This window comes from Agrobacterium genomosp. 13 str. CFBP 6927, assembly GCA_900012615.1.
In the GTDB taxonomy this organism is placed as follows: domain Bacteria; phylum Pseudomonadota; class Alphaproteobacteria; order Rhizobiales; family Rhizobiaceae; genus Agrobacterium.
In genome coordinates this window covers 2,056,345-2,078,762 of the sequence record LT009757.1, presented here as the reverse complement: position 1 = coordinate 2,078,762, position 22,418 = coordinate 2,056,345, and the positions used below count along the sequence as shown (strand labels likewise).

The following is a 22,418-nucleotide window of genomic DNA, read 5'->3' as shown; positions in this document are numbered from 1 at the left end:
TGAAAGAGGATTTGATGTCCGGGCTCCAAAGAATCTTTGGGGCCCACTTGGTGAAAATTGAGGTCGTCGACGGTGGCACGCTCGGGCTCTGCTTCACAGGGGAATTACTCGGACAGAAAAGGTTCTTTAAAACTTACGCCACCCCTGCGGGACGCTCTACCCTTGAGCGCGAGGCTGCTTTTCTCGTGGCGACGGCAGGGGCACGCGTAGACGCGGGTTTGAATTCCGTGACATCGGGGCAAGAAACCCGGACCTGGTTGAATATGAAGGTTCTTCAGCCCGGCTATCCGCTTCATCCAGAGGCGGTGCGGGATATCGTGTCTTGTTACGAAAGGGCTCTTTCCCCAATAGAGAGCGGGATAGCGATACCTTCGTCGGAAAGTTTCGATTTGTTACTTTCCGAAGCGAACGCTGCCCTGGCGACGCTTTCACAGGAACGGCTGATTTCGGGGAGAATAACGGAGCAGGTCCAGAATTATCTTGATTTGCTTCTTTCATCTGCTCCCGCTTGGGAACGTCAGATTTGCCACGGCGATTTGAGCCCTGCAAACATCCGATCTGACGATATCGGACCTGTCGTTGTCGACTGGGAGGACGCATTCTGGGGAGTTGCCGGATACGATTATCTTTATTGGCTTACGTTTTTTGAAAACAGAAAATGGCTGCTACCGGAACAACTTGGGCATACATGTCTAGGGAAAAAAAACGAAGTCGCAATAATGACCGCAGTCATACTGTTAAAATCGCTATTGTCCGTACGGAATGGTAGCTATAGAGCAAATGCAATCAGTTTCGATCAACGCTTAACGGAAGTGATAAAACTTGACTGCGACAATTGATGGTATTGCGTCGCAGGGCGCAACAAGACATGATCTTAAAACGCTGATAGTGGACGCTAGGAGCGACTTCGAGACTCTGCAAGATGCACGCCTGTTTATCACCGGAGGCACCGGTTATATAGGTCGCTGGCTACTCGAAGCTATCAGCTATGCGAACACACATATGAATCTTGGCATACAGGCGGTAATACTCAGTCGCGATCCCGACCGTTTCGCGAAGTTACACCCTCATCTGGCCAATGATTCCGCGCTATCATTCATAAAGGGTGATGTGCGCGAATTTCATATCGAAAATCCTCGCTTTACGCATATCATTCACGCGGCCACGGACGTAATCGCCGTAAACTCTCCGCTTGATGTGTTTGACGTCACTGTGCAAGGCACACGCCGCGTTCTCGATCTTGCTCGTGACAGTGGCGCCACCAAAGTTTTGTTGTTATCTTCCGGCGCAGTTTATGGTCGCGACACCAGCCAGAGGGATCGATTTTCGGAGACATCAGCCTTGTCTGCCGATGTGTCTTCAACCAGTTCGGCATATGGGCTGGGTAAGATCAATACCGAATGGCTAGGCAATACCTACGGGCAGCAATACGGTTTCGCCTGCAAATCCGCCCGTATTTTCGCTCAGATTGGTCCCTATCTCGAACTGGACGCCCAATTCGCTGCCGGGAATTTTATGCGTGATGCCATGCTGGATCTCCCCATAACGATAAAGGGAGATGGAAAAGCGACACGTTCATATATGTATGCGACCGATCTTGTGGAGTGGCTAATCGCAATTCTGGTTCGAGGACAGGCGGGCAGAGCTTACAATGTCGGATCAGACGATCCAGTTTCAATTGCAGCACTTGCCCAAACGATTGCTCGAATAGCGGGCTTGAACCAATCAAAAGTTCAAGTTCTCGGTCAGACTGTAAAAGGTGCTGCTCCCGATCTCTATGTCCCCGAAACCCAGGCCACGCGCACTGAGCTTGGTCTTTCAATACGCGTATCGCTGGAAGACGCCTTAACGCGCACTATGGAATGGTATAAGCCAATTATTGCGAGCAGGAAACAGCCATGACTGACCTTTCGACATATGCAAAACAGGTTCGGTTGCGGGTGCTGGAGCTCTGCAGCCTCAAGCGCACGTCTCATATTGGCGGCGCCTTCTCCGTTGCCGATATTCTCGCGGTTCTTTATGGACGCGTTCTGAACGTGTCGGCCGACGCCGTGGACAACCCGGACCGGGACCGTTTGTTCTATAGCAAAGGTCACGCATGCACTGCGCTCTACGCCATGCTGGAACTCAAGGGCTTTTTTGCGGGTAAAGACCTCCTGAATGAGTTTACGGAAAACGGTAGCTATTTCACATCACATATCAACCACAACCTGCCGGGGGTTGAATTGTCCACAGGTAGCCTCGGTCATGCACTCGGTGTGGCCTGCGGTAGTGCTCTTGCTGGAAAGCGTTTGAAGCGCGCAAATAGCGTTTTTGCCATATTGAGCGACGGGGAGCTGGATGAAGGCTCGAATTGGGAGGCGATCATGTTTGCCGCTCATAATCACCTCGACAATCTTGTCGCAATCATTGACTACAACAAGATACAGAGCTTCGGCAGAGTATGCGACGTGATGAATCTTGAACCCCTGGTGGATAAATTCCGCGCTTTCAACTGGGAGGTAGAGGAAGTGGACGGGCATTCGACCACCGACCTGTTGGAGCTTTTAAGTCGCTTAAAGGCAAGCCGTGATGGCAAACCAAAATGCGTTATCGCGCATACGGTGAAAGGAAAAGGTGTAGGCTTCATGGAAAACGATCTTGCCTGGCACTATCGCTCTCCATCGGCTGCCGACGTCGTGAAAGCGCGTGAAGAGTTGGAGTCTGTTTGATGCGTAACAGTTTTATCAACACGCTTTGTGACCTTGCCGAAGAGAACGACGACGTATTCCTTCTGTGCGGTGATCTGGGTTACTCGGTTCTTGAGCCTTTCGCGCAGCGTTATCCCGACCGTTTTTTGAATGCCGGCATAGCCGAACAGAATATGACGCAGGTTGCCGTAGGCTTAGCCCGCGAAGGATACAATGTTTTCACCTATTCCATCGGCAATTTCCCAACGCTCCGCTGTATGGAACAGATCCGCTACGATGTCTGCTATCATGAAGCCAATGTAAAAGTTGTGGCCGTAGGCGCCGGTTATGCTTACGGATCACAAGGCGTCTCGCACCACACGACAGAAGATTTGGCAATGATGCGCTCTCTGCCGGGCATGACAATCTGTGCGCCGGCTGACGCATTGGAAGCGCGCGCGGCGGCCGTTTTCATGACGAAGCATAAGGGTCCGGGCTATATCAGATTAAATAAGTCCGGAGAAATCCATCTGCACGATCTCAACACTGCCCTGTCCATCGTTCCGGGTGAGTTCATATCTGTCAGAGAAGGGTCTGAAACTCTTGTCTTGGCAACGGGAGCTGTTGGCGCTCCAATTCTTCAAGAGATGAAAGATAGCGGTCGTGATTGGGCATTTTGGAGTGCGCCTTTTGTAGGAGGTTACAAAAAAGACGTTCTCATTGATATGGCGCAGCGATTTCAAAGAATTGTCACCGTCGAGGAGCATCAGCTCAATGGTGGCTTTGGAAGTTCGATTGTCGAAGCTTTAAGCGATCTGTGCGCATGTGGCGAACTGGCACAAATCCCTCTCGTGAAACGAATTGCCGTTCCCAATACTTTCATCAGCACATCCGGTACGCAGGAATATTTGCGGCAAGTTGCGGGTATAACGATCACAGAAACCGGCTGGTAAGATCAGGAAACGACGACATGCCAGCCAAACCGTATCAATTCGATATCAGGATAGTAAAATTCTTGATAGTTGGCGTCATCAATACAATCTTTGGATACACGATATACGTCGCCAGTCTCTGGATCGGATTACACTATACGGCAGCAGTCGCAGCCTCCACAGTTCTCGGAACGTTGTTCAATTTCAAAAGCATAGGTGCATTTGTATTTGAATCCCGGAATAATGCATTGTTGCTTCGCTTTATCGGCGTGTATTTGCTGTTATATCTGCTGAATATCTCAGGGGTAAGCCTTCTTGTTCATTTCGATGTGCCTGCGTGGTTTGCTGGCTTGCTGCTTCTATTGCCCTTGGCAATTTTATCTTTCCTCCTAAATCGGCGTTATGTATTTTCCCCATGAGAAAAAAGATCAGCATAGTAACTCCTCTCTTTAACGAAGAGGAAAATGTCGTTGAGCTGTGCGAACGCATAGCCGCCACTATGGCAAAATTGCCATATGACTACGAACACCTTTGCATAGACAATTGTTCGAAAGACAATACCGTGGCGATTCTTCGTTCCAGAGCGAAGAACGACAAGAATTTACGCGTTATCGTGAACAGCAGAAATTTCGGTTATATCCGCTCCTCTTTTCATGCTCTTCTGCAAGCTTCCGGAGACGCGGCGGTCTTGATAGCTTCCGACCTTCAGGATCCACCAGAAATGATCGCCGAGTTCGTGAAAAAGTGGGAAGATGGTTTCAAGACCGTTATGGCGGTAAAACCCGTCAGTGACGAGTCGTCCGTCATGTTTGCCGTTCGAAAGCTGTATTATTCAGCCGTAGGCAGAATCTCCGAGGTGCCTCTTATCCAGAACGCGACGGGGTCCGGACTATTTGACCGCGCAGTCATTGATATCCTCAAACAAATGAATGACCCATACCCGTATTTCCGGGGACTCGTATGCGAAATTGGCTATCCGATCGCGACTGTTCCATTTAAGCAGCCGAGACGAGCACGCGGCGTAACCAGCCAGAATTTTTATTCGCTATATGACATGGCGATGCTCGGGATCACGAAACACTCAAAGGTTCCTTTGCGTCTCATGACGCTTTCCGGATTTGCTCTCGCGTGCCTGAGCCTGTTGGTTGCATTCGGCTACTTTGTTGCGAAACTAGTTATGTGGAACTCATTTGACATTGGCCTAGCGCCAATTTTGATCGGTATATTTTTCTTTGGTGCCGTCCAGATGATTTTTCTCGGCATGCTCGGAGAATATATCGGCGCGATTCAGACTCAGGTGCGAAGTCTACCACTTGTGGTTGAGGCGGAACGCATAAATTTTGACGCTACTCGAACGAGCGATTGAGAAATAATTGATCTGAACCTGTCATATCAACGATAAATTGGGCCGTTTGGAGCTGGGATTTTCGGTTTGTGGTGCCTGATGGGAAGAAAAAATTCAATAAGGGCCTCGAAGTTTTCAGAAGCGCAAGTCGCATTCATCTTTGAGCCGATACGCATACGGTTAGCGCGGCAGAGGGAAAAACAGCTCTTCGTCGTGATCGGGACGAGAACTTCAGCTTCCGGTTTTCGAACGTTTAGCCTCAAAAATCCCAGGGGATTCCAACTCCGCAGGCTCAGAGCCCCTAGGGCCTGAGCGTCGCAGGGCAGGATGCTTGTGTATGAATAAACTACCGAGTTTCTATTCAGTCTCTATCTTAAAACTATGAAGCCCAAGTCCAAGCGCCCGGGTGTCCCTGTTCGATGCATCCAAAACATTTGGAGGTGTAAATGACTCAGGCCTGAATTCAACAAAAAGTGCTGGTGGAGACTCAGCATTTCGGTGTCCTTGAAGCATATGGAGAGGAATAATTAATTCCCGTTTCCCGCGCTGATGTTCAGACGTAAAAGTCCACTCGGCAATCTCGGCACCTTCCAACAAAACCGTGACTTTCTGCTCCACCTGTTTGCCAAGCAAAACAGCATCGACATCAAAAATTAATCTGATATCCGTTTGGGGCCGAAAGGGGATTATAACGGACATCGTATGGCTCTCCCCAACGCCCCACACCCCCCAGTCTTCCACATCACCCCAGCCATCTCTCAAATAAGTTTTTAAAAGTTGCGTAGGAACCCAGGAGCCGACTGAGGAATCCCGGAGCCTCTTAATTCGCCAATTTTCGAATTTATCGGATGTCCGCGCCTTTCGAACAATCACGCTACCGCAGCTATCCGCTAATGGTATCAAGCACTCTGGTTTATCGGAAAAAAATTCGTCGGCTGCATTCTCGGCTCCGTCCCAATGCAAGCTCGAATAATCATGCAAAACTATAAATCCGCCCTCCGCCATTCTTGGGTAGAAATAGCTCAACGCGCTCATTATTGGACTGTAAAGGTCGCAATCAAGATGCACTAGGCAAAATTTTAGATTGTCCGGGATTTGCGCAGCCGACTCCGGGAAATATCCTTTTACATAAACCGTATTGTTGTCACCAACGAAGTCACGGACCGTTTCGAGACTCGTATCGGAAAACTGCATCGGAATAGCTGAGTCAATACCTTTGATATCTCTCGAATCAAATCCCTCGAACGTATCAAATAGATAAGCTGTTCGCCCGAGATCCTTAGCAAAATTTGCCAATATGTAAGATGTATTCCCTTTATAAACACCGAGTTCAGCAATATCGCCAGCAATACCCTCTTTCCTTATTTGGTCATGCACAAGACAAAAAGTGAAAAATCGGTTCATATCGCCTTTATTCACTTGTTCATTATGAATAAACCCGCTCACTAGATTTTTTAGAGGAAGCGCATTTCCCCTATTCTTATACATTTTATAATTCATAGAGTATCGCTGCGGTACGGCCGAACGAAGATCGCGGGGCCAAGCATCGCCAAACTCCGATTCATGAGAGGTATTAGCAAACTTTTTCAACCAATTCGAAACAAACTTCATTCTTACTCCACCAAGCGCTTATATTCGTTATGCAGTCACTATAGCTTTGGCTCAACCTGCACTATAGACTACATTCGCGTAAAGGTTGTTTACTGAAGAGTACATATCACGCGTTGCATCCTTGTCTAACCTATGCGCATCCGCATAGTCTGACAACCACACTGCCGTGGAAAATCAACAGCGAAAGCACCAGCTGCCAATTCGCGTGCCTTTGCCTCCGACCCTCGTTGGGTTTACCAAAGGCCATTTAATTTAAGTCATGCAGACGACGCGCCCTGTCAAATCCGGGGAGCACGTCAAAACGACGATGGAGCAAACTCAGAGCCGGATATAACGCGGGGCAAAATCAAAATGTTTTACAATCCGACAGGCAAACCCGTTGAGAACGGGAAGCCGTGTCGCGTCAAGCTCGAGAAATAGCCGGAAATCTAACCCGAGCGTATTTATGACACTCTGGGCTATTCACGCATCACTTTAATGTTCGCGCACGTTTGATTATTCCAGTTGTGGACTTGCCAGGGAGGAGCTCAAAACGCAACACTTCCCCCCCTCTTGCAAGCACGGATTCCGCTCCGACAATTTCATCAATTTTGTAGTCAGCGCCTTTGACAAGCAACGACGGCTCGAGAAAGTCGATAAGCTCTTTCGGCGTATCGTGATCAAAGATCACAACAGCATCAACCACGGCCAAGGCAGACAACAGGTTCGCACGGTCATCTTGGGAGTTTATAGGGCGCTCAGGCCCTTTCAATCTGCGTATCGACGCGTCCGCATTTACGCCAACAATCAGCCGGTCGCAGTGGGATCTTGCGAAATCCAAGATTGAAGTGTGACCCACATGAAGAATATCAAAACACCCATTTGTGAAGCCCACCTTGAGCCCGTCATTTTGCCAGGATCGCGATACGACTTTTGCTTCCTCCCAAGAGAGAACTTTTACAGACGAAGGCGTGTGCCCCGTATCGCTTTCCTTAGCCAACTCCTCCATAAGTTCCGATCGCGTAGTTGTTGCAGTTCCACGCTTGCCAACCACAATTCCCGCAGCCGTATTAGCGACATGGGCTGCCAACTCGACACTTCCTCCACAGGCCATGACCAGCGACAGGGTGGCGATAACAGTGTCTCCTGCACCAACGACATCAGACACTTCGCGTGCGGCAGCAGAAATATGCACGACGGGGTCCGTTTGGCCAACCAATGTCATACCCTTTTCCGCACGTGTTATAAGGACATGCTCAAGATCCAGCGACTTCAATATCTCCTGGCCGGCAATAATCGCTGATTCATCATCGAGCGGATCAATACCGGTCGCGACCCGCGTCTCTGTAGAGTTCGGCGTCAAAAGGGTTGATCCACTGTAACGAGAAAAATCCTTGGACTTGGGATCGACAATAACGGGTACGTTTCTGGCCCGCGCCAGAGAGATTATACGCGTGAGCACGCCTTTGGTCAGCACACCTTTCGCGTAGTCGGAGAGGATGAGCACGTCATGATTACCCATGAAGCCATCAATGACGTTGAAAATCTCGTTTTCCGTGCCTTCATCTATGTCGACAGAGACCTCGCTATCAACACGCAACAAATGCTGACCGTTGGTCACAAAGCGAGTCTTTTCACTGGTTGGCCTATCTTTAGCAACCACCAGCCTGGGCAAAATTCGATCGTCAGTTTCCAACAATTCCCGAATAGTGTCGGCTGCCTTATCGTTACCGACAACTCCTACGATGGTACAACGCCCCCCAAGGAAGAGATGTTGCGAGCAACATTGGCAGCTCCGCCCGCAAAAACGTCTATCTTCTCTTCGGATAAAATCGGGATCGGACTTTCAGGAGATATACGCTTGACAACACCGGATACGAACCGGTCCAGCATAACGTCTCCCAGGCAGAGAATCTTGGCGGAATCAAACTTTTCTATTACAGACATCGAACCTTCACCTATCAACCGCCGATACGATCTTTGAGATTGGTGCATTGTTATTCCGCTCGAATCTTCGCCTCGAATAACGTTCACGGCCGAGCGTGTATCGCGGAACAATGGAAGTTTCAAGAAAGAACGTCACAAGCTTTCACGAAGCTCGATTCTGATGATCAACTCACGGTTCGAGGTGCTGGCTCAACAACCCCAACAGCGTGGACAGGAGGGGAAAGGAGCTCTGATTGGTTCCTCGACACCTTACCGACACGCGCTCGGAAAACTCCCTTTGCGGGCTCTGCGCCTGGTTTCAGCCATACTCGTTGCCTTGCCTTAGAAATATCAGGAAACTGTCACTTTCGGGAACGGCTAGAGCATTTTTGCAAACTGAAGAAGCTCAGGCATTCACGCGACTACCCCGGCGATGACGGCAATACCGTATTCAGGATCACTGGAAAACGCGTCTACGTAAAAATGAAAAAGGAATAGACACCGAGAAATGGTTCCCGGGCCAACATCAACCATCGGCCGATGGATGTTACTTCGACCTCAGATATGACGACGGAAAATGGCTCATGGCACGGGCACCTGATAATGGAACACTAGAGCGATGCACGCACCGCTGAACCGACTTGCGATAGACCCGGTGTAATTGCAGATGATCGGCACCGCCAACCTTGCTTTGAATGACCTGCTACGATAACGAAAGTCAGGTTCTATAAAATCAAGCCTTTGCGGAAACGATGCGACTGTTCATTCAAAAACTTTGCCGATGGCTTGAATTTTTTGCTCATGAGCGCCCCGTAACATGGGCCATTGCTTGGGCTCTAATTGGGATATGGGGAACGCTGGCAGCGGCGGGTTTTTGGAGAGTAGCTTTTGGCAGCCCTCCTGACGTTCAGGGCGACGCCTTGTTTTTATTGCTTTTTTCGAAGTCTGCGATTCTCGGCGAAGGATTTGTCAATATACCGTTTCTGGCATTTCCAGACGGTCTGAATTTTTCTTATTTTCCAACATTCGATTTCACGCAATTGTTCCTCATCAAGGCACTTGCACAATTTTACCATTCGCCCTTCGAAATCTGGACCGCCTTTCATATCGCCGCCGCAACTCTAGGTTTTTGCACTAGTTATTTGCTTTTTCTTTCCCTGACGGGGAGCCCGATGCAATCGGCCCTATTGGCCTTCTGCACCGCGTTCTTCGCTTACGTACAACGTTTGACCGGACATAATTTTCTTTATGCAGATTACGCCGTCGCTCTCGCCGTTCTTCTTATATTCACCCTGCTGGCCAAGGACTCGATAACACGTTCAAAAAATAAATTTATATACGCCATCCAGTTCTATTTATTGCCATCACTCTGTCTTTTTATCGTATTGTTTTCAGGCGTATATTATACGTTTTTCTTTCTTGCGATATTTTCATTCTTACTTTTCTATAAAATCCTCACAGGAACGATTGAACTGCCCTATCGCGCGGTGGCGGTTATTATCGTTTCTATTATAATTTTCTCTATCGGCATGTTTATAGTCTATCCTCAGATATTACTGGACCCGGCCGTTTTTTCGCCAACACGATCAGCTTTCGATCAACCAGCGGCGGCGTTACGCATCGCCGATGCCGCGCTGGAGTATTCAAACAACCGCTACAATCCATTAATGCCGTTTCAATCGGATACTATCTCCGCCTATGCGGAGTGGAGGCAGGTTATCGAAGGGTTTGACGCGTTCTCAGGACCGTTCGTCACTCTATTCGCGCTTGCAGCGCCTTTTCTTGTGCCGCTCTCGTCTGGCGGTTTCGTAAAACGCTGGTTTGAAAACGACAGAAAAGCCAAGGCAGTTTTGGATATGAGCGCCGTCGCCATACTCTTCATTATATTGTTCGCCGTCCCGTTTGGTTACGGGTTCCTGTTCAGTGAGTTCATTACACCAGCTCTTCGATCCCAAAACAGGATCAGTCCATTCATGAACCTGTTTGCGATCATTTTGCTCTACGGCTTCATCAAATATGCATTCAAGAGCACTTTTGCGGTCGTTGTTGCACTGATCGTGATCGTCGGCTTCAACGGGATTGGCAGATACGACTATTGGGCCCAATATTATCGATCCATAAGGACTGAGTCTGCGCTCAACCTCCAATCGGCGCAAACTCTCGTAAGCAAGATGGCCGCCACGCCGGAGACCGTTGTTCTGCAGTTGCCATATGCAAACTTTCCCGAAGTTCCTGATATCAAGAACTTCGCTCCATACCAGCATCTTCTGCTACCAATTGTCTTTCCGACAACCAATGCCAACGAGATGCCGCGTTGGAGTTATGGGTCCGTAACTGCGCAAGTGGCATCAAAGCTCGGGAATATACATATCGGAGAGCCACTGAAGGCAGGATGGGATCGGAATGCGGCATGCATGGGATTCACCGACATCGTTGTCGAAAAGCGCGCCTATGACCAACTCCCAGTACCGGATGGATCCCTTTGGGTGCTACGTCATGAAGATTCGCTGAGGCAACTCTGGGAGCGCACCAGTACGTCGCATCCATCTGGTTGTGCAAACACTTTGGCACTGGATTTCAGAAAAACCGATGATCGTATGATGCTTTACGGCGAGGACAGAGTCTGGCATGTGGACGAAGTGGGTGGGTATTTGAAAACAAGCGAAGGCAAGATTGCACTACCACTGTTCGATTTGCGTCAGAGCGAGATTTGCCTGAACGTGGAAGCGCAATTGATCAACAGGACAGACCACTCGAACCGAAATACGAAACTCTTTCTTAAAGTAGGCTCCACGCAGACTGTATGGCCAATTGAGGGCAATACGGCGAGCGCTAGCTTTATCGCTCGGATAGGCAAAGACGATTGGCAAGGGAACGTGATGTATATGACGGTCAGCCAGACTGCAGCGGATATGCCTTGGTTTGAGAGGCTGAAGGCAAGTTACCGCGCGCGGAAGACCATGATCGGCATTCAATCTTTGCAGATCAAACCGTCACCTTGCGGGTAGCGTTATGGTCAAGGAACGATTTGCCCAAGAAAATTGTTCCTAGATGATCGGGCTTGGAGTGTGTTCTCAGGCTCAGATCGAGTTTTTCGCCTTTAGAAGGTCATGTGGAGATAAGATGTCCGGTTTTTCAAATGCAAAAACAGAATATGACGATCTAAAGACTTGGTTGTTCGAACACGCCCTTCCTCTGTGGGGAAGCGAAGGCTGCGATCGTCAAGGTGGCGGTTTTCACGAGAAGATTGATCTTACCGGAAAGGCAATCGACGCTGGCCGACGCACTCGTGTCACCGGGCGGCAAATCTACAGCTTTTCCGCGGCCGTGCGAATGGGTTGGCCGAGCGACGGCCGTTGGTTCGTCGATCACGGTTGGACATTCATGACCCAGAAATGCTTCAAACTTGATGGAAGCATGAAGTCCGTCATAGATTTGACGGGACAGGAAAATATTGACGAGTTCGATCTTTACGATCACGCGTTCGCGCTGTTCGGGCTTTGGGCGGCCTGCGATACGAATTCGGATAATCGCGCGACTATCGAGCGTCAGGCGCTGACTTGTCTTCAGGCCATGATTGCGGGCTGGAAACATCCCCGCGCTGGCTTCGAAGAAGCCATACCGCGCAAATTGCCATTACGCTCAAACCCACATATGCACCTCCTTGAGGCTTGTCTGGCATGGCTCGACTATATGCCGTCGAGCGGCAGCGAATTGTGGGAACAAGTTGCGGACGAAATTGCCGAACTGGCTCTAACCCGCTTCATCGGTCCGAATGGCGCGTTAAGAGAGTTCTTCGACGCAGAATGGAACCCGATGCCCGGATTGGACGGAAGACTCGTTGAGCCCGGACATCAGTTTGAATGGGCTTGGCTTTTAATGAGATGGGCACGCCTGAGAGGAAGAAAAGATGCGATCACTGCCGCCAAAAGACTGGTGGAAATCGGTGAAGCACGCGGGATCAATGAAAATGGGTTCCCGTTCAACTCTATACTTGACGACTTAACGCCTCACGATCGAGGGTCCAGACTTTGGCAGCAGACGGAGCGAATTAAGGCGTGGCTGGCAATGACTGACATCGCGGCCGATCCTGAGACCAGAGATCATGCTTTCCAGAAAGTCGCGGATGCAGCCAGCGGCCTGAAAAGCTTCCTTGATGTTCCCATTAAAGGGCTTTGGAAAGACAGGATCAAAGAGGATGGAACATTTATAGACGAGGCCGCTCCGGCCTCCAGCCTATATCATATTGTTTGCAGCATCGAGGAGATGCATCGCTATTTCAGTCGACCGAATGGTGCAAAGCCTGCAGTCTTCCTGGACCGTGATGGGGTTGTCAACTATGACACGGGCTATGTGAAGTCCTCGGACGAGATACAGCTCATTCCTGGTGCTGCCGAAGCAATAAAATATCTAAATGAAAAACAGTATCTTGTGTTCATTGTTACAAATCAATCAGGTATCGGCCGCGGCTTTTACGATGTCGACGACTATACCCTCGTTCATGCCCACATTGAGAATTTACTGAAAGCACAAGGAGCAAGAATCGACGACGTCCGATTCTGCCCTTTTCATCCCGACGCAAAACACGAAGCTTTCAGGGGTGAGCATGCGTGGCGAAAGCCGTCCGCGGGTATGCTATTCAGTATCATGGACGAATGGCCCATCCTGCAACGGGACAGCATTCTAATCGGAGACAAGGATACTGATATTATGGCAGCGGAAAAAGCCGGCGTGAAAGGCCATCTCTTCTCTGGTGACAATCTTTTGGATTTCGTCAAATCACTACGACTATAAGCGGAACCGTTCGTTCTTTTGTGGCAGTGAATTCGACATCTAAAGCGTGAGGGGGGATACAAGGCATGTACTCTCAAGAGACCATCGGCGGCCTGAAATATCATAGGACCTGGACACCGTTGCGGAAGCAAACCACGGCCCGGATTTTGATCATGAATCTGGGCCACATAGGCGATTTCTGGATGTCGCTGCCAGCACTTCGACAAGCGCGGTTGTTGTTCGGATCAGCACACATCACCCTTGCAGTCAGTTCTTGGAATCTCTCGATAGCAAAGACCGTTAATGTCGCTGACGAGATAGTTGCACTGGACTACTTTCCCGAACAGGCAAAAGCCGACGCGGCTGCGCGTATATTTCAACAAAACGTGGTTCAAGAAGCGATTAATCTGGGCGAGTTCGATCTGGCGATCGACATTCGAGTGCCAGACGATACGCGTTTTATAATTGAAGGGCTTAAGGCAAAACAGAAGTTTGCCTTTTATAAGGATAGAAAAGGTGAGTTCCGATATTCTCTTCCGCAAACACCCCTAAGTGTTCGGATAAAAAGAAAATATCGGATATTCTCGAAACTGGGATTTAAAAAGAAAGAGCGAAAAATTCGCGAGAATTTCGCTGAAAAAATGGAGCATTGTGCGATTAATGCGTCGCGCATAATAAATTACGCCTACGCAAATTCCGAGTTCAGCAAAAACACGACCTCAATTGAAGACGTCTCCGAAAACATATTTTCCATAAAAAAGGATGGAAGGGCAGTAGTTGCTGTCGTTCCCTTCTCTAATTCGGCGCTAAGGGACTGGCCGTTCGAACGTTATCGTGAATTGATATTGGCACTTCTGGATAAGACCAAAGCAGATATCCATTTAATCTGTAACGGCAAAAATTTGCGGGTGCACGAGATCGTGGCTGTAAGCAGTCTTCAGCAGGACCTTAGCTCCAACGAACGGTTCGTTTTGAAGGATGCGTTAAGTCGTGATGAATTTTATTCGGCACTGGCCGCAGCTAACCTCGTCATATCCAATAACTCAGGCGCAGGGCATGTAGCGGCACAATTGAGTGTACCGACTATCGGCATTTATACGGCATCCCACCTCCCGGACATTTGGGGCTTTGTGGGACCCAAAGTAAGCATGATTTCCGGCGATGTGGAGTGTGCGGGATGCGGTTTGGATTTCGATGAATCCCGTTGTCCCAACGGAATGAAATGCCGTTCAATGATTGGTGTGAACGCGATTTTGGAGGAATCTCGTTTCCTGTTGACCCAATTCACCTGAGGCAGCAATGTAAATTGCTATCCAAGGAACAACGCGGTCTACCAGCGTTTCCAATTTAACCTGCCTCACGGATAAGCCCGTTTCGTGATATTGGCAAAGTTTACTTTTCCTACCCTGGACTAAATAATGCGCGACAATAAGCTCCGACGCGGCCCGTTACGGCGAAGCTGGAAAATCGCCCGTCGATGGCTGCGGGCGAAATCCCGATATATGTCCGCTGTTTTGCGCGGAAAAGGTAACCTGTTCGGACCTGACACCCTCCGAGTCAATCATTCTGTCCCACCGTGGCCTCAAAAAATTCTCATTATTAAATCCGACAAGATCGGGGATTTCGTTCTGGCCCTGTCGGCCATGGCCCATCTGCGTGATACTTTTCGAGATGCAGAACTTCATCTATTGGCCGGCCCCTGGAATCGAACCTTAGCCGAGCAATCGAAGCTCTTCGACATGATTCACCTTACAACCGCCAACAATGGATCGAGCCAACCCGGGCGTGGCGAATTTGAATCGACGGCGGCACGACTACCTCATTTCGACCTTGCAGTTGATCTGCGGATTGAAGACGACCAGCGCGGCTACATTCTAGCAATCGATGCCGATACGAAAGCGGCGTACTCCGGAAAGAAAGGGCCTACCCGCTTTGACATTCAGCCGCCGTTCCCGAGAAAAGAATCTTGGGCAACGCAGATGCTCGACATTCATGCATCAACGTTGATGAACAGACTAGCGCGGGAGGTATCGGGTTTTTATCAGGATAATATTGTTGCGAAGTCTGTACTCATTAATCTGGCAAGAGAGAGAGCTGCTTACACAGAGACCTTGATCAATGGGATTGACCACGGCGGCGAAAAATTCCTTGTTGGCATAAATTGCGGCAGCGGTGCGCAAACGAGGGACTGGCCCGAAGAGTCGTTCTTGGCTTTGGCCAATCGTTTGATTGTAGAAAGCGATGCTTTTTTTCTTCTGATTGGCGGTCCCGACGAAATCGCGAAACATGAGATAATTGAGCGCGCATTGCCTGAAAATCGCGTTTTAAACCTCACTGCCAAAATCGATCTCGCGGACCTGCCAAGCATTCTGATAAAGCTGTCACTTTATGTCGGCAACGATACGGGAACGACCCATATGGCGGCGAGTCTCGGCGTCCCCACAGTCTGCATCTATGGTGGGGTGACTTCGATCGGCAGATTTGCCGCTAAGGGTGAAAAAACAATCACAGTCACCAACGCTGTCCCATGCTCACCTTGTGGCGTTTCATCCCTGAAGGAATGTATCGGTGGCCACGCCTGTATGAGGGGCATCTCTGTCGATCGCGTTGTAGATGCGGCAGCGCGGGCAATGAATACTTAGCACAATGTAAATATTGTCAATTCTGAAGCCTTCGGAAACAGATTTCTTTCTCTAAAGGGAGCATAGAAGTCGTCGCGGTATCGCGACAACTCTCCTTTTAAGAACCGCTCAATTGCGTCCAGCCTAGACAGACACCTAAAATCGAAGGAAGGTCCTGATTTTCCTCACCCTTCGCTTGAGAATCTCTTTTGGTAGGTTTCTTCGAATGGTCACGAGCTCATCCTGCACTGCAGACAATGCTGATCGTGTCTCTTCGAGATTATGCTCCAGGGCATGCATCCTGTCGATAAGCCGGTCGAGGGGAAGATAGCTATAAGGAGAATTTTGATTGAAATCCTTATCCACCACATCCGATAGTTTTTGAAATGACGGATCGTCGTGCGCTTTCTGTGCGATCACCGAATAATCCGGGAAAAGTTCGGTCAACTCCAGTAGCGCGCCGGCAATCCCGGATGTAAAACGAAGCGAAGGCTGGTTTATCCCTATTGCGTAAACATCCGCAAACCCAGAAAACTCAGCAATAAACTTCAGGTAGTTTGGCGGCAGCGGATGTATATGTGTCGGATCCATATAAAAACGGTTGGATCCAACGAGAAAATTCTCTGGATTGGGCGTTTCGAATATTATCATCCCGCCTGGTGCAAGCACACGGAAACTTTCCGCGATAAGATCGTGCAAAATATCGACGGGAAGATGTTCGACGATATGAAACCCGGTAACCAGAGAAAGGGATGCATCCGGTAACGACTTAATATGAGCAATAGCATCGCTGACAACTATTTTCAGGCCGTCCAATTCGGCCGGTCTAAGCATTTCAACGTTTGAATCGACTCCCGTGGCATCCCATCCTCTATGAGAGAGAATCTCCAACCATTCGCCACGACCACAACCATAATCGACGCTTACATTGGGAAGGCCCGAGGCCTCCAATGCGTCCAGAAGTGGAGAATATCCTAGCAGCCGTTTACCAACCTCTGCGCGGGTACCCCGATATTTTTGCTCGAATTCAAAATAGAATCTCTGATCAACCATTATAACCGCGGCTTTCTTTGAGGGGCGTAATGCACAATACGCCGACACGTCTTTCGCTATGGATTAAATTCTAAAACTTCCTCACAAATCGCCGCGGCGACAACTAGGTCTGCGTTTTCCAACCCATCACCTGCTGCACCTCGATTACCCGTGCCGGATACCTTCAAACATCAGCTGTCGAGGCGGCGTTGACCTGATTTGAGCCGCGCAAATCATGAACTGCCTTCATCACATCGGCTGCGACGTCACGCCAAGTTCGCATATCGGGATGAGCTTCTGCTATTCTCGTTTTAAGCGCAGCATAGTCTTCCGGTGTGGATAACAGTTTTCCGAGAATACTCGCCAATTGCTCAGGCTGCTCTGGGTCGAAGTAAAGCGCCAAATCACCTCCTGCTTCACGCAAAGCGGGGACATCGGCCGCCAGAGAAGGTGTACCGCACCACAAAGCTTCACTTATCGGCAGGCCCCAACCTTCCATTCGACTGGGGAGGAGCAACGCAAAGGCACCCTCATACAGCAAGCGAAGCTCGGCCTGGTTAGGGTTGAGAACAAACTGAAACTTGTCAGCGATCGCTCGATATCGATCTTTCTTCAGAAACTTCTCTACTCGCTTGCGCCGTGCCCCAGCCAGAACAAGTAACGGGACATCGGCGCCATTATTTTTAAGATTGAGCATCGCCTCCACAACACATTCCAGATTTTTCCGGCCGTTGTATATTCCAACGCAAAGCAGATACGGCTCTGCCGGTCCTCTTTTATTCACTTGCTCGTTTGTTGGTCGAAGCTCGTGGCAAAGTGGTACCGCAACCACCTCAGGAATTGCCGGCAATGTCCCGGCTTGGGAAAAATGGCGCACTTCGCCTGCCGTAAATTCCGAGTTCGTCAAAATCAGCGAGGCCGCTTTTATCGTTACCTGATTGTCGTAAAGGAAGTTTCGAGGAAAGGCGAATTGATTGCGGTGCGTAAAGTCATGCAGCGGAATCATATCGTGAAGCAGAGGCACAAAAACGGGCCTTTCCCCACGTTTTTCCAACGCCATAATGTAGTCAGAAATGATTTTGGGGCGGCCGAGCGACACCAAAATTTGCCCGTCTAGGTTCACCTCTTTCGTCGCACCGTCCGGGACTGTCTGCCAGCGTTTCGTGTTTCGATGGACAACGATTTTACGCGCTATGTCGTAGAAGATTTTCTTTATGAAATTTGTATCATAAATATTCTGCCTAAGGCGCAAAGGTGTCGCGGTAGATGGAATATTGGGATCGAGAACTCCTGTCGGAGATGCATCACCTACCCGTGGAAACACTTCAAAGAAACGGCCGTGCAACGGCGAGTAAATGACATACCTGATCGACTTATCCAGTGACGTTAGTTCATACGCTACCTCCATGACGGTTCTGGAGATTCCGTAGTACTTGAACTTCACGCCGGAATTCAAAAACAACTCCGACAAATCGAAAAATATTTCAGGCATTCACTATCCTGTCTGCTACAACGAACCGACAAGAATCGGACGCTTATTTTAAGATACAAGGCGCACCGCTTTCGGCTCGTCCCCATCAACGGCTCATCTTTTACATTGGCACATAGCCTTCGAAAAGCGCTATTTCTCGTTTGATATGAACTGAACGAGATACCTCCTCCATCTTCGGATATTGGCCTTGACGCCAGCTTTTGCGGGACCACATAAATGAGGTAACATTACTCCACCTTACCTCGACAGCGGTTGACACATCGCGAGAGCCGATTTATTGGCACTCTCACCTAAGAAAAGATTGAAGGTACCTCGGCATTTGGAAGCGGTGTAAAGCTCTTTGTCATACATGCATGAGACCTAAAAAGTTCGTTTCGAGCGAAAAGCGAACCAAGCCTGAAGCAATGAAGGCCGGATTTGCAGTTCCTTTCTCGCGTGATAAAAACGGCCTACATCAAACAGGAACAAAACTGTGATCGGATCATTTTTGTCGCCAAACGACAAGAAGTTGCTGACGCGACTTTTCAAAGAAAACTTCAAAAAACATGTCGGTTGGTACTCTGCAGCAATTGCGGCGATGGTTGTCGTTGCCGCCACGACGTCTCTCAGCGCTTGGATCATGCGCGATATCGTCAACAGCGTTTATCTGAAGAGAGGCTTTGACGTCGTTCTTGAGATTGCTGTTGCGGTTGCGGTCATTTTCATCGTGAAGGGTCTCGCGACCTTTGTGCAGAGCTATTATCTGAGCAAGGCTGGCAACAGCATCGTCGCCGAGCAGCAGCGCAAAATCTATGATCGGCTGTTGAAACAGGGAGTATCCTTTTTTCAGAACCTACCGTCCTCCGAACTGCTTGTGCGCGTCACCTATAATGCGCAGGCGGCCCGGAGCGTCATAGACACGATCGTCACCTCTTTTGTCCGGGACCTTTTTTCGCTCCTGGGACTGATCATCGTGATGTTCGCCCAGAATTTCCTTCTGAGTGCGATTTCCATGATTATTGGTCCGTTGGCGATCTTCAGCGTTCGTCTCGTCCTGCGTCGTGTTCGCAAGATCATGGAAGCAGAACTCGCTTCGCTGGGTGAAATCGTCAATGTCGTGCAGGAAACGAGTATTGGCGTTCGCGTCATCAAGGCATTTTCGCTCGAGAAACTGATGCGCCAGCGCATGAACAAGGCGGTGTCGGATGTTGAGCACCGTGCCAATGGGATTGCCAAGCTCGAGGCAGCTACGAGCCCGATCATGGAGACCCTGTCTGGCCTTGCCATCGCAGTGGTAATTGCTGTCTCTGGATACACCGTGCTCGAAAAAGGCGGCTCCCCCGGCGATCTGATGGCATTCATTACCGCTCTTCTCCTAGCCTACGAACCGGCTAAGCGACTTGCTAGAATGCGCGTACAGATCGAAGGCGGGATGATCGGCGTGCGTATGATGTTCGAGGTGCTGGATGCGCCGCTAACACTGATGGAAAAGAAAGACGCAGTAGCGCTCCCGAAGGCAAGCGGCGATGTAGAACTCAAGAACGTCAGCTTCGAGTACGTGTCCGGTCAGCCGGTTCTCAGGGACGTCAGCGTCCTTTTCGAAGGCGGCAAGATGACGGCGCTGGTCGGCCCCTCGGGCAGTGGCAAGTCGACTATCATCAACCTCATGATGCGTCTTTACGACCCGCAGAACGGCTCCGTTGAAATCAACGGCACGGATCTGCGCGATGTTTCCTTTGCCAGCCTGCGCGAGCATGTTTCGTATGTCGGCCAGGAGACCTTCCTGTTCTCCGGAACGATCAAGCACAACATCTCCGTCGGTCGCGACAATGCAACGGAGGAAGAGATCATCGCCGCAGCCAAGGCCGCAAATGCGCATGATTTCATCATGAAGATGCAGGACGGATACGACACCAGGCTCGGTGAGAACGGCTCCGGTCTGTCGGGCGGTCAGCGCCAGCGCGTGGCCATTGCTCGCGCAATGCTTCGAGACGCGGATATTCTGATCCTCGATGAAGCGACGAGTGCACTGGATTCCGAATCCGAATCTCTCGTGCGCGATGCGCTGGAGCGTCTGACGCTCAACAAGACATCCATCGTCATCGCCCACCGCCTTTCCACCATCAACCGCGCTGACAAGATTGTCGTCATGGATAATGGTGAAGTGGTCGAACAGGGCAGCCGGCGTGAATTGTTGGCGAATGATGGTCTTTACAAGCGGCTTCACAGCATCCAGTTCGACGCCGACGTCGCTTGACACCAAAATGAAATCGGGCGGCTCTGCCGCCCGAATTTGCTTTTCGGCTATCTTAAGCTTGGGCCAAAAGAGCCGGATTAGCTACCAGGCGATTTCCATGTCACTCGCAGCCCTTGCCAGAAGTGGCAATATCTCCGCCACACGCTCATCCGTAAGACGAGTCAGCGGCGCCGCCACGCTCATGGTTCCCACGACATCTTTCCCCTGGTGGATGGCGACAGCAATTGCCCCCACTCCCTCTTCGGCTTCGCCAACTGCGCGGCCGTAACCGAGACCTGCAACGGCATCGAGTTCCCGGTTCAGCGCTTCGATGGTATTGATGGCGTTGGCAGCCTGCTGGCCGGGTTGGCCGAGCCCGGCTTCAAGGGCGATCCTCAGCGCCCTCTCCCGCTCCAGGCTCGCCAGCCATATTTTACCGTTCGCCGTCGCATAGGGCACAATGCCGGCGCTCATATCGGGTTCAAACACCAGGCCTGAGCGGCGACCGCGGGCGGAGCCGACCCAGACAAGCGTATTGTTCTGCACAGCCGTCAAACGAACGAGTTCGCGGGTGCGTTCGGCGAGCGCATTCAGGATCGGCTGACGCAAATCCGAGACCTGCAGCCGCGCCAGTTGTTTCTGGCCCACCAGCGCCATGCGCATGGTCAGCGCGTAGCAATCGCTCTCGGGGCTCTGCCAAGCCCAGCCATTCTCGATCAGGGACGTGAGGATGCGATGACATGCGCTTTTCGGAATATCGAGTTGATGAGCGACATCGGATAGTTTGAGCGGTTCCTCGGCCAAGGCGAGGAGCTCCAGCATGGCAATCGTTCGCTCGACGCCGCCGCTTGGTACATTGATCGTCCTGTCCATTTCATTCTCCGGTCGCATATGCGTCGCGATTTTCAATCAAAAGACGACGCCTCATCAGGAAGATGCAGGGCCTTTCGCGTCTTCCTCTTCGGATACGTGAAAGGTCCGTTCGTTTCAGGCATGGCGTTGCAAAATGCCGCGCGAAAGGAAAATCTCGGTAATCTCTTCGGATTTCTCGATGAATTCCGGCTCCCGCCGCGCCGCCAGCCCACGCGGCCGAGGCATGTCGATATCCAATATCCTCTCGATTCTCCCAGGTCTTGGGGTCATGACGATGACGCGATCCGCAAGAAGAACCGCTTCATCGATGGAATGGGTGATGAAGACGACGGTCATTCGATTCTTCAGCCAGAGCGCTTCCAAATCGATACGCATCTGTTCGCGCGTCAGCGCATCCAATGCCCCGAAGGGCTCATCCATCAACAGCAGACGCGGTTGCAGAAGCAGAGCACGGGCGATCGATGCGCGCTGCTTCATGCCGCCGGAAAGTTCGTGCGGATACCTGTCGGCGAAATCCTTCAAACCGACGGATTCGAGAAGCGCGAGCGCATGCGGCCGCAATTCCTCGCGGTTCCGCCCGGTCATTTCGGCAGGGAACAGCACATTGTCGATGATCGTCCGCCAGGCGAGAAGCACGTGATTCTGAAAAACGATGCTCATGCCGGGCGGCGGTTCCTTGGAAACGTCGCCGAAAACGGAAATCTCCCCCGTGCTGGCGTGAGAAAGCCGGGAGATCAGCCGCATCATCGTTGATTTGCCGCAGCCGGACGGGCCGACAATCGCGACGAACTCCCCGTCACCAATCGTCAGGTCAAGTTTTTCCAATGCTACGACAGGCGCGTCCGCATGCCCGAAATATTTGCTGACGCCCTTTAGCAAGACGCCGGGCTCATAACCGGTCCTGTCGTTTTTCTTCTGCAACATGCGTTCCTCCCGCTGCATTTCATTCT

The 22,418-nt window shown here is 50.5% G+C and carries 17 protein-coding genes; 11 read left to right on the top strand and 6 right to left on the bottom strand.

From position 1 onward, the window contains the following. Positions 1 to 50: 50 nt before the first annotated feature. Genes AGR13A_RS23725 through AGR13A_RS23700 form a run of 6 tightly spaced genes read left to right on the top strand, consistent with a single transcriptional unit; the run spans position 51 to position 4,967 of the window. Positions 51 to 839: a phosphotransferase gene (locus AGR13A_RS23725; protein ID WP_167377627.1), complete on the top strand. Its 789-nt coding sequence runs from the start codon at positions 51 to 53 to the stop codon at positions 837 to 839. Then, on the top strand, positions 823 to 1,902 hold the full coding sequence (locus tag AGR13A_RS23720; RefSeq protein WP_080839976.1) for an NAD-dependent epimerase/dehydratase family protein: 1,080 nt from the start codon (positions 823 to 825) through the stop codon (positions 1,900 to 1,902). Before AGR13A_RS23725 ends, AGR13A_RS23720 begins: the two co-directional genes overlap by 17 nt. After that, on the top strand, positions 1,899 to 2,711 hold the full coding sequence (locus AGR13A_RS23715) for a transketolase (protein ID WP_080839974.1): 813 nt from the start codon (positions 1,899 to 1,901) through the stop codon (positions 2,709 to 2,711). The genes AGR13A_RS23720 and AGR13A_RS23715 overlap by 4 nt, the downstream gene beginning before the upstream one ends. After that, complete coding sequence (locus AGR13A_RS23710; protein ID WP_080839972.1) at positions 2,711 to 3,622, top strand: transketolase family protein; 912 nt, start codon at positions 2,711 to 2,713, stop codon at positions 3,620 to 3,622. Before AGR13A_RS23715 ends, AGR13A_RS23710 begins: the two co-directional genes overlap by 1 nt. Positions 3,623 to 3,639: 17 nt before the next feature. Then, positions 3,640 to 4,020: a GtrA family protein gene (locus AGR13A_RS23705; protein WP_080839970.1), complete on the top strand. Its 381-nt coding sequence runs from the start codon at positions 3,640 to 3,642 to the stop codon at positions 4,018 to 4,020. Continuing rightward, positions 4,017 to 4,967 carry a glycosyltransferase family 2 protein gene (locus AGR13A_RS23700; RefSeq protein WP_035224748.1) on the top strand — a complete coding sequence of 317 codons (951 nt, stop codon included), beginning with the start codon at positions 4,017 to 4,019 and terminating at the stop codon, positions 4,965 to 4,967. The genes AGR13A_RS23705 and AGR13A_RS23700 overlap by 4 nt, the downstream gene beginning before the upstream one ends. A gap of 336 nt (positions 4,968 to 5,303) precedes the next feature. Here AGR13A_RS23700 and AGR13A_RS23695 read toward each other — a convergent pair whose 3' ends face one another. Beyond that, positions 5,304 to 6,557, bottom strand: a complete 1,254-nt coding sequence (locus AGR13A_RS23695; protein ID WP_308400340.1) for a TylF/MycF/NovP-related O-methyltransferase — start codon at positions 6,555 to 6,557, stop codon at positions 5,304 to 5,306. A 469-nt stretch (positions 6,558 to 7,026) separates the two neighbouring features. Beyond that, positions 7,027 to 8,244, bottom strand: a complete 1,218-nt coding sequence (rfaE2, locus tag AGR13A_RS23690; RefSeq protein WP_308400356.1) for a D-glycero-beta-D-manno-heptose 1-phosphate adenylyltransferase — start codon at positions 8,242 to 8,244, stop codon at positions 7,027 to 7,029. A gap of 970 nt (positions 8,245 to 9,214) precedes the next feature. Between rfaE2 and AGR13A_RS23685 the strand changes: the two genes are divergently transcribed. The 4 genes from AGR13A_RS23685 (at position 9,215) to AGR13A_RS23670 (ending at position 15,877) form a co-directional block, all read left to right on the top strand. Continuing rightward, entirely contained in the window at positions 9,215 to 11,470 is a 2,256-nt protein-coding gene (locus tag AGR13A_RS23685) for a hypothetical protein (RefSeq protein WP_080839968.1), read from the top strand. Between the two features lie 115 nt (positions 11,471 to 11,585). Then, complete coding sequence (locus AGR13A_RS23680) at positions 11,586 to 13,256, top strand: HAD-IIIA family hydrolase (protein ID WP_080839966.1); 1,671 nt, start codon at positions 11,586 to 11,588, stop codon at positions 13,254 to 13,256. A gap of 65 nt (positions 13,257 to 13,321) precedes the next feature. Further along, positions 13,322 to 14,527: a glycosyltransferase family 9 protein gene (locus tag AGR13A_RS23675; protein WP_080839964.1), complete on the top strand. Its 1,206-nt coding sequence runs from the start codon at positions 13,322 to 13,324 to the stop codon at positions 14,525 to 14,527. A 126-nt stretch (positions 14,528 to 14,653) separates the two neighbouring features. Continuing rightward, positions 14,654 to 15,877, top strand: coding sequence for a glycosyltransferase family 9 protein (locus tag AGR13A_RS23670; protein ID WP_080839962.1), 1,224 nt, complete (start codon positions 14,654 to 14,656; stop codon positions 15,875 to 15,877). A 135-nt stretch (positions 15,878 to 16,012) separates the two neighbouring features. Here AGR13A_RS23670 and AGR13A_RS23665 read toward each other — a convergent pair whose 3' ends face one another. Both AGR13A_RS23665 and AGR13A_RS23660 read right to left on the bottom strand, forming a co-directional pair. Beyond that, positions 16,013 to 16,909 carry a class I SAM-dependent methyltransferase gene (locus AGR13A_RS23665; protein WP_080839960.1) on the bottom strand — a complete coding sequence of 299 codons (897 nt, stop codon included), beginning with the start codon at positions 16,907 to 16,909 and terminating at the stop codon, positions 16,013 to 16,015. Positions 16,910 to 17,072: 163 nt separating this feature from the next. Beyond that, positions 17,073 to 18,380 carry a glycosyltransferase family 4 protein gene (locus AGR13A_RS23660; RefSeq protein WP_080839958.1) on the bottom strand — a complete coding sequence of 436 codons (1,308 nt, stop codon included), beginning with the start codon at positions 18,378 to 18,380 and terminating at the stop codon, positions 17,073 to 17,075. 472 nt (positions 18,381 to 18,852) lie between these two features. Between AGR13A_RS23660 and AGR13A_RS23655 the strand changes: the two genes are divergently transcribed. Then, positions 18,853 to 20,616, top strand: a complete 1,764-nt coding sequence (locus tag AGR13A_RS23655) for an ABC transporter ATP-binding protein (protein ID WP_080839955.1) — start codon at positions 18,853 to 18,855, stop codon at positions 20,614 to 20,616. 81 nt (positions 20,617 to 20,697) lie between these two features. Here AGR13A_RS23655 and AGR13A_RS23650 read toward each other — a convergent pair whose 3' ends face one another. Both AGR13A_RS23650 and AGR13A_RS23645 read right to left on the bottom strand, forming a co-directional pair. Next, on the bottom strand, positions 20,698 to 21,468 hold the full coding sequence (locus AGR13A_RS23650; protein WP_080839951.1) for an IclR family transcriptional regulator: 771 nt from the start codon (positions 21,466 to 21,468) through the stop codon (positions 20,698 to 20,700). 114 nt (positions 21,469 to 21,582) lie between these two features. Continuing rightward, positions 21,583 to 22,392 (bottom strand): ABC transporter ATP-binding protein, encoded by an 810-nt coding sequence (locus tag AGR13A_RS23645; RefSeq protein ID WP_035226337.1) that lies wholly within the window; start codon positions 22,390 to 22,392, stop codon positions 21,583 to 21,585. Between the last annotated feature and the right edge of the window lie 26 nt (positions 22,393 to 22,418).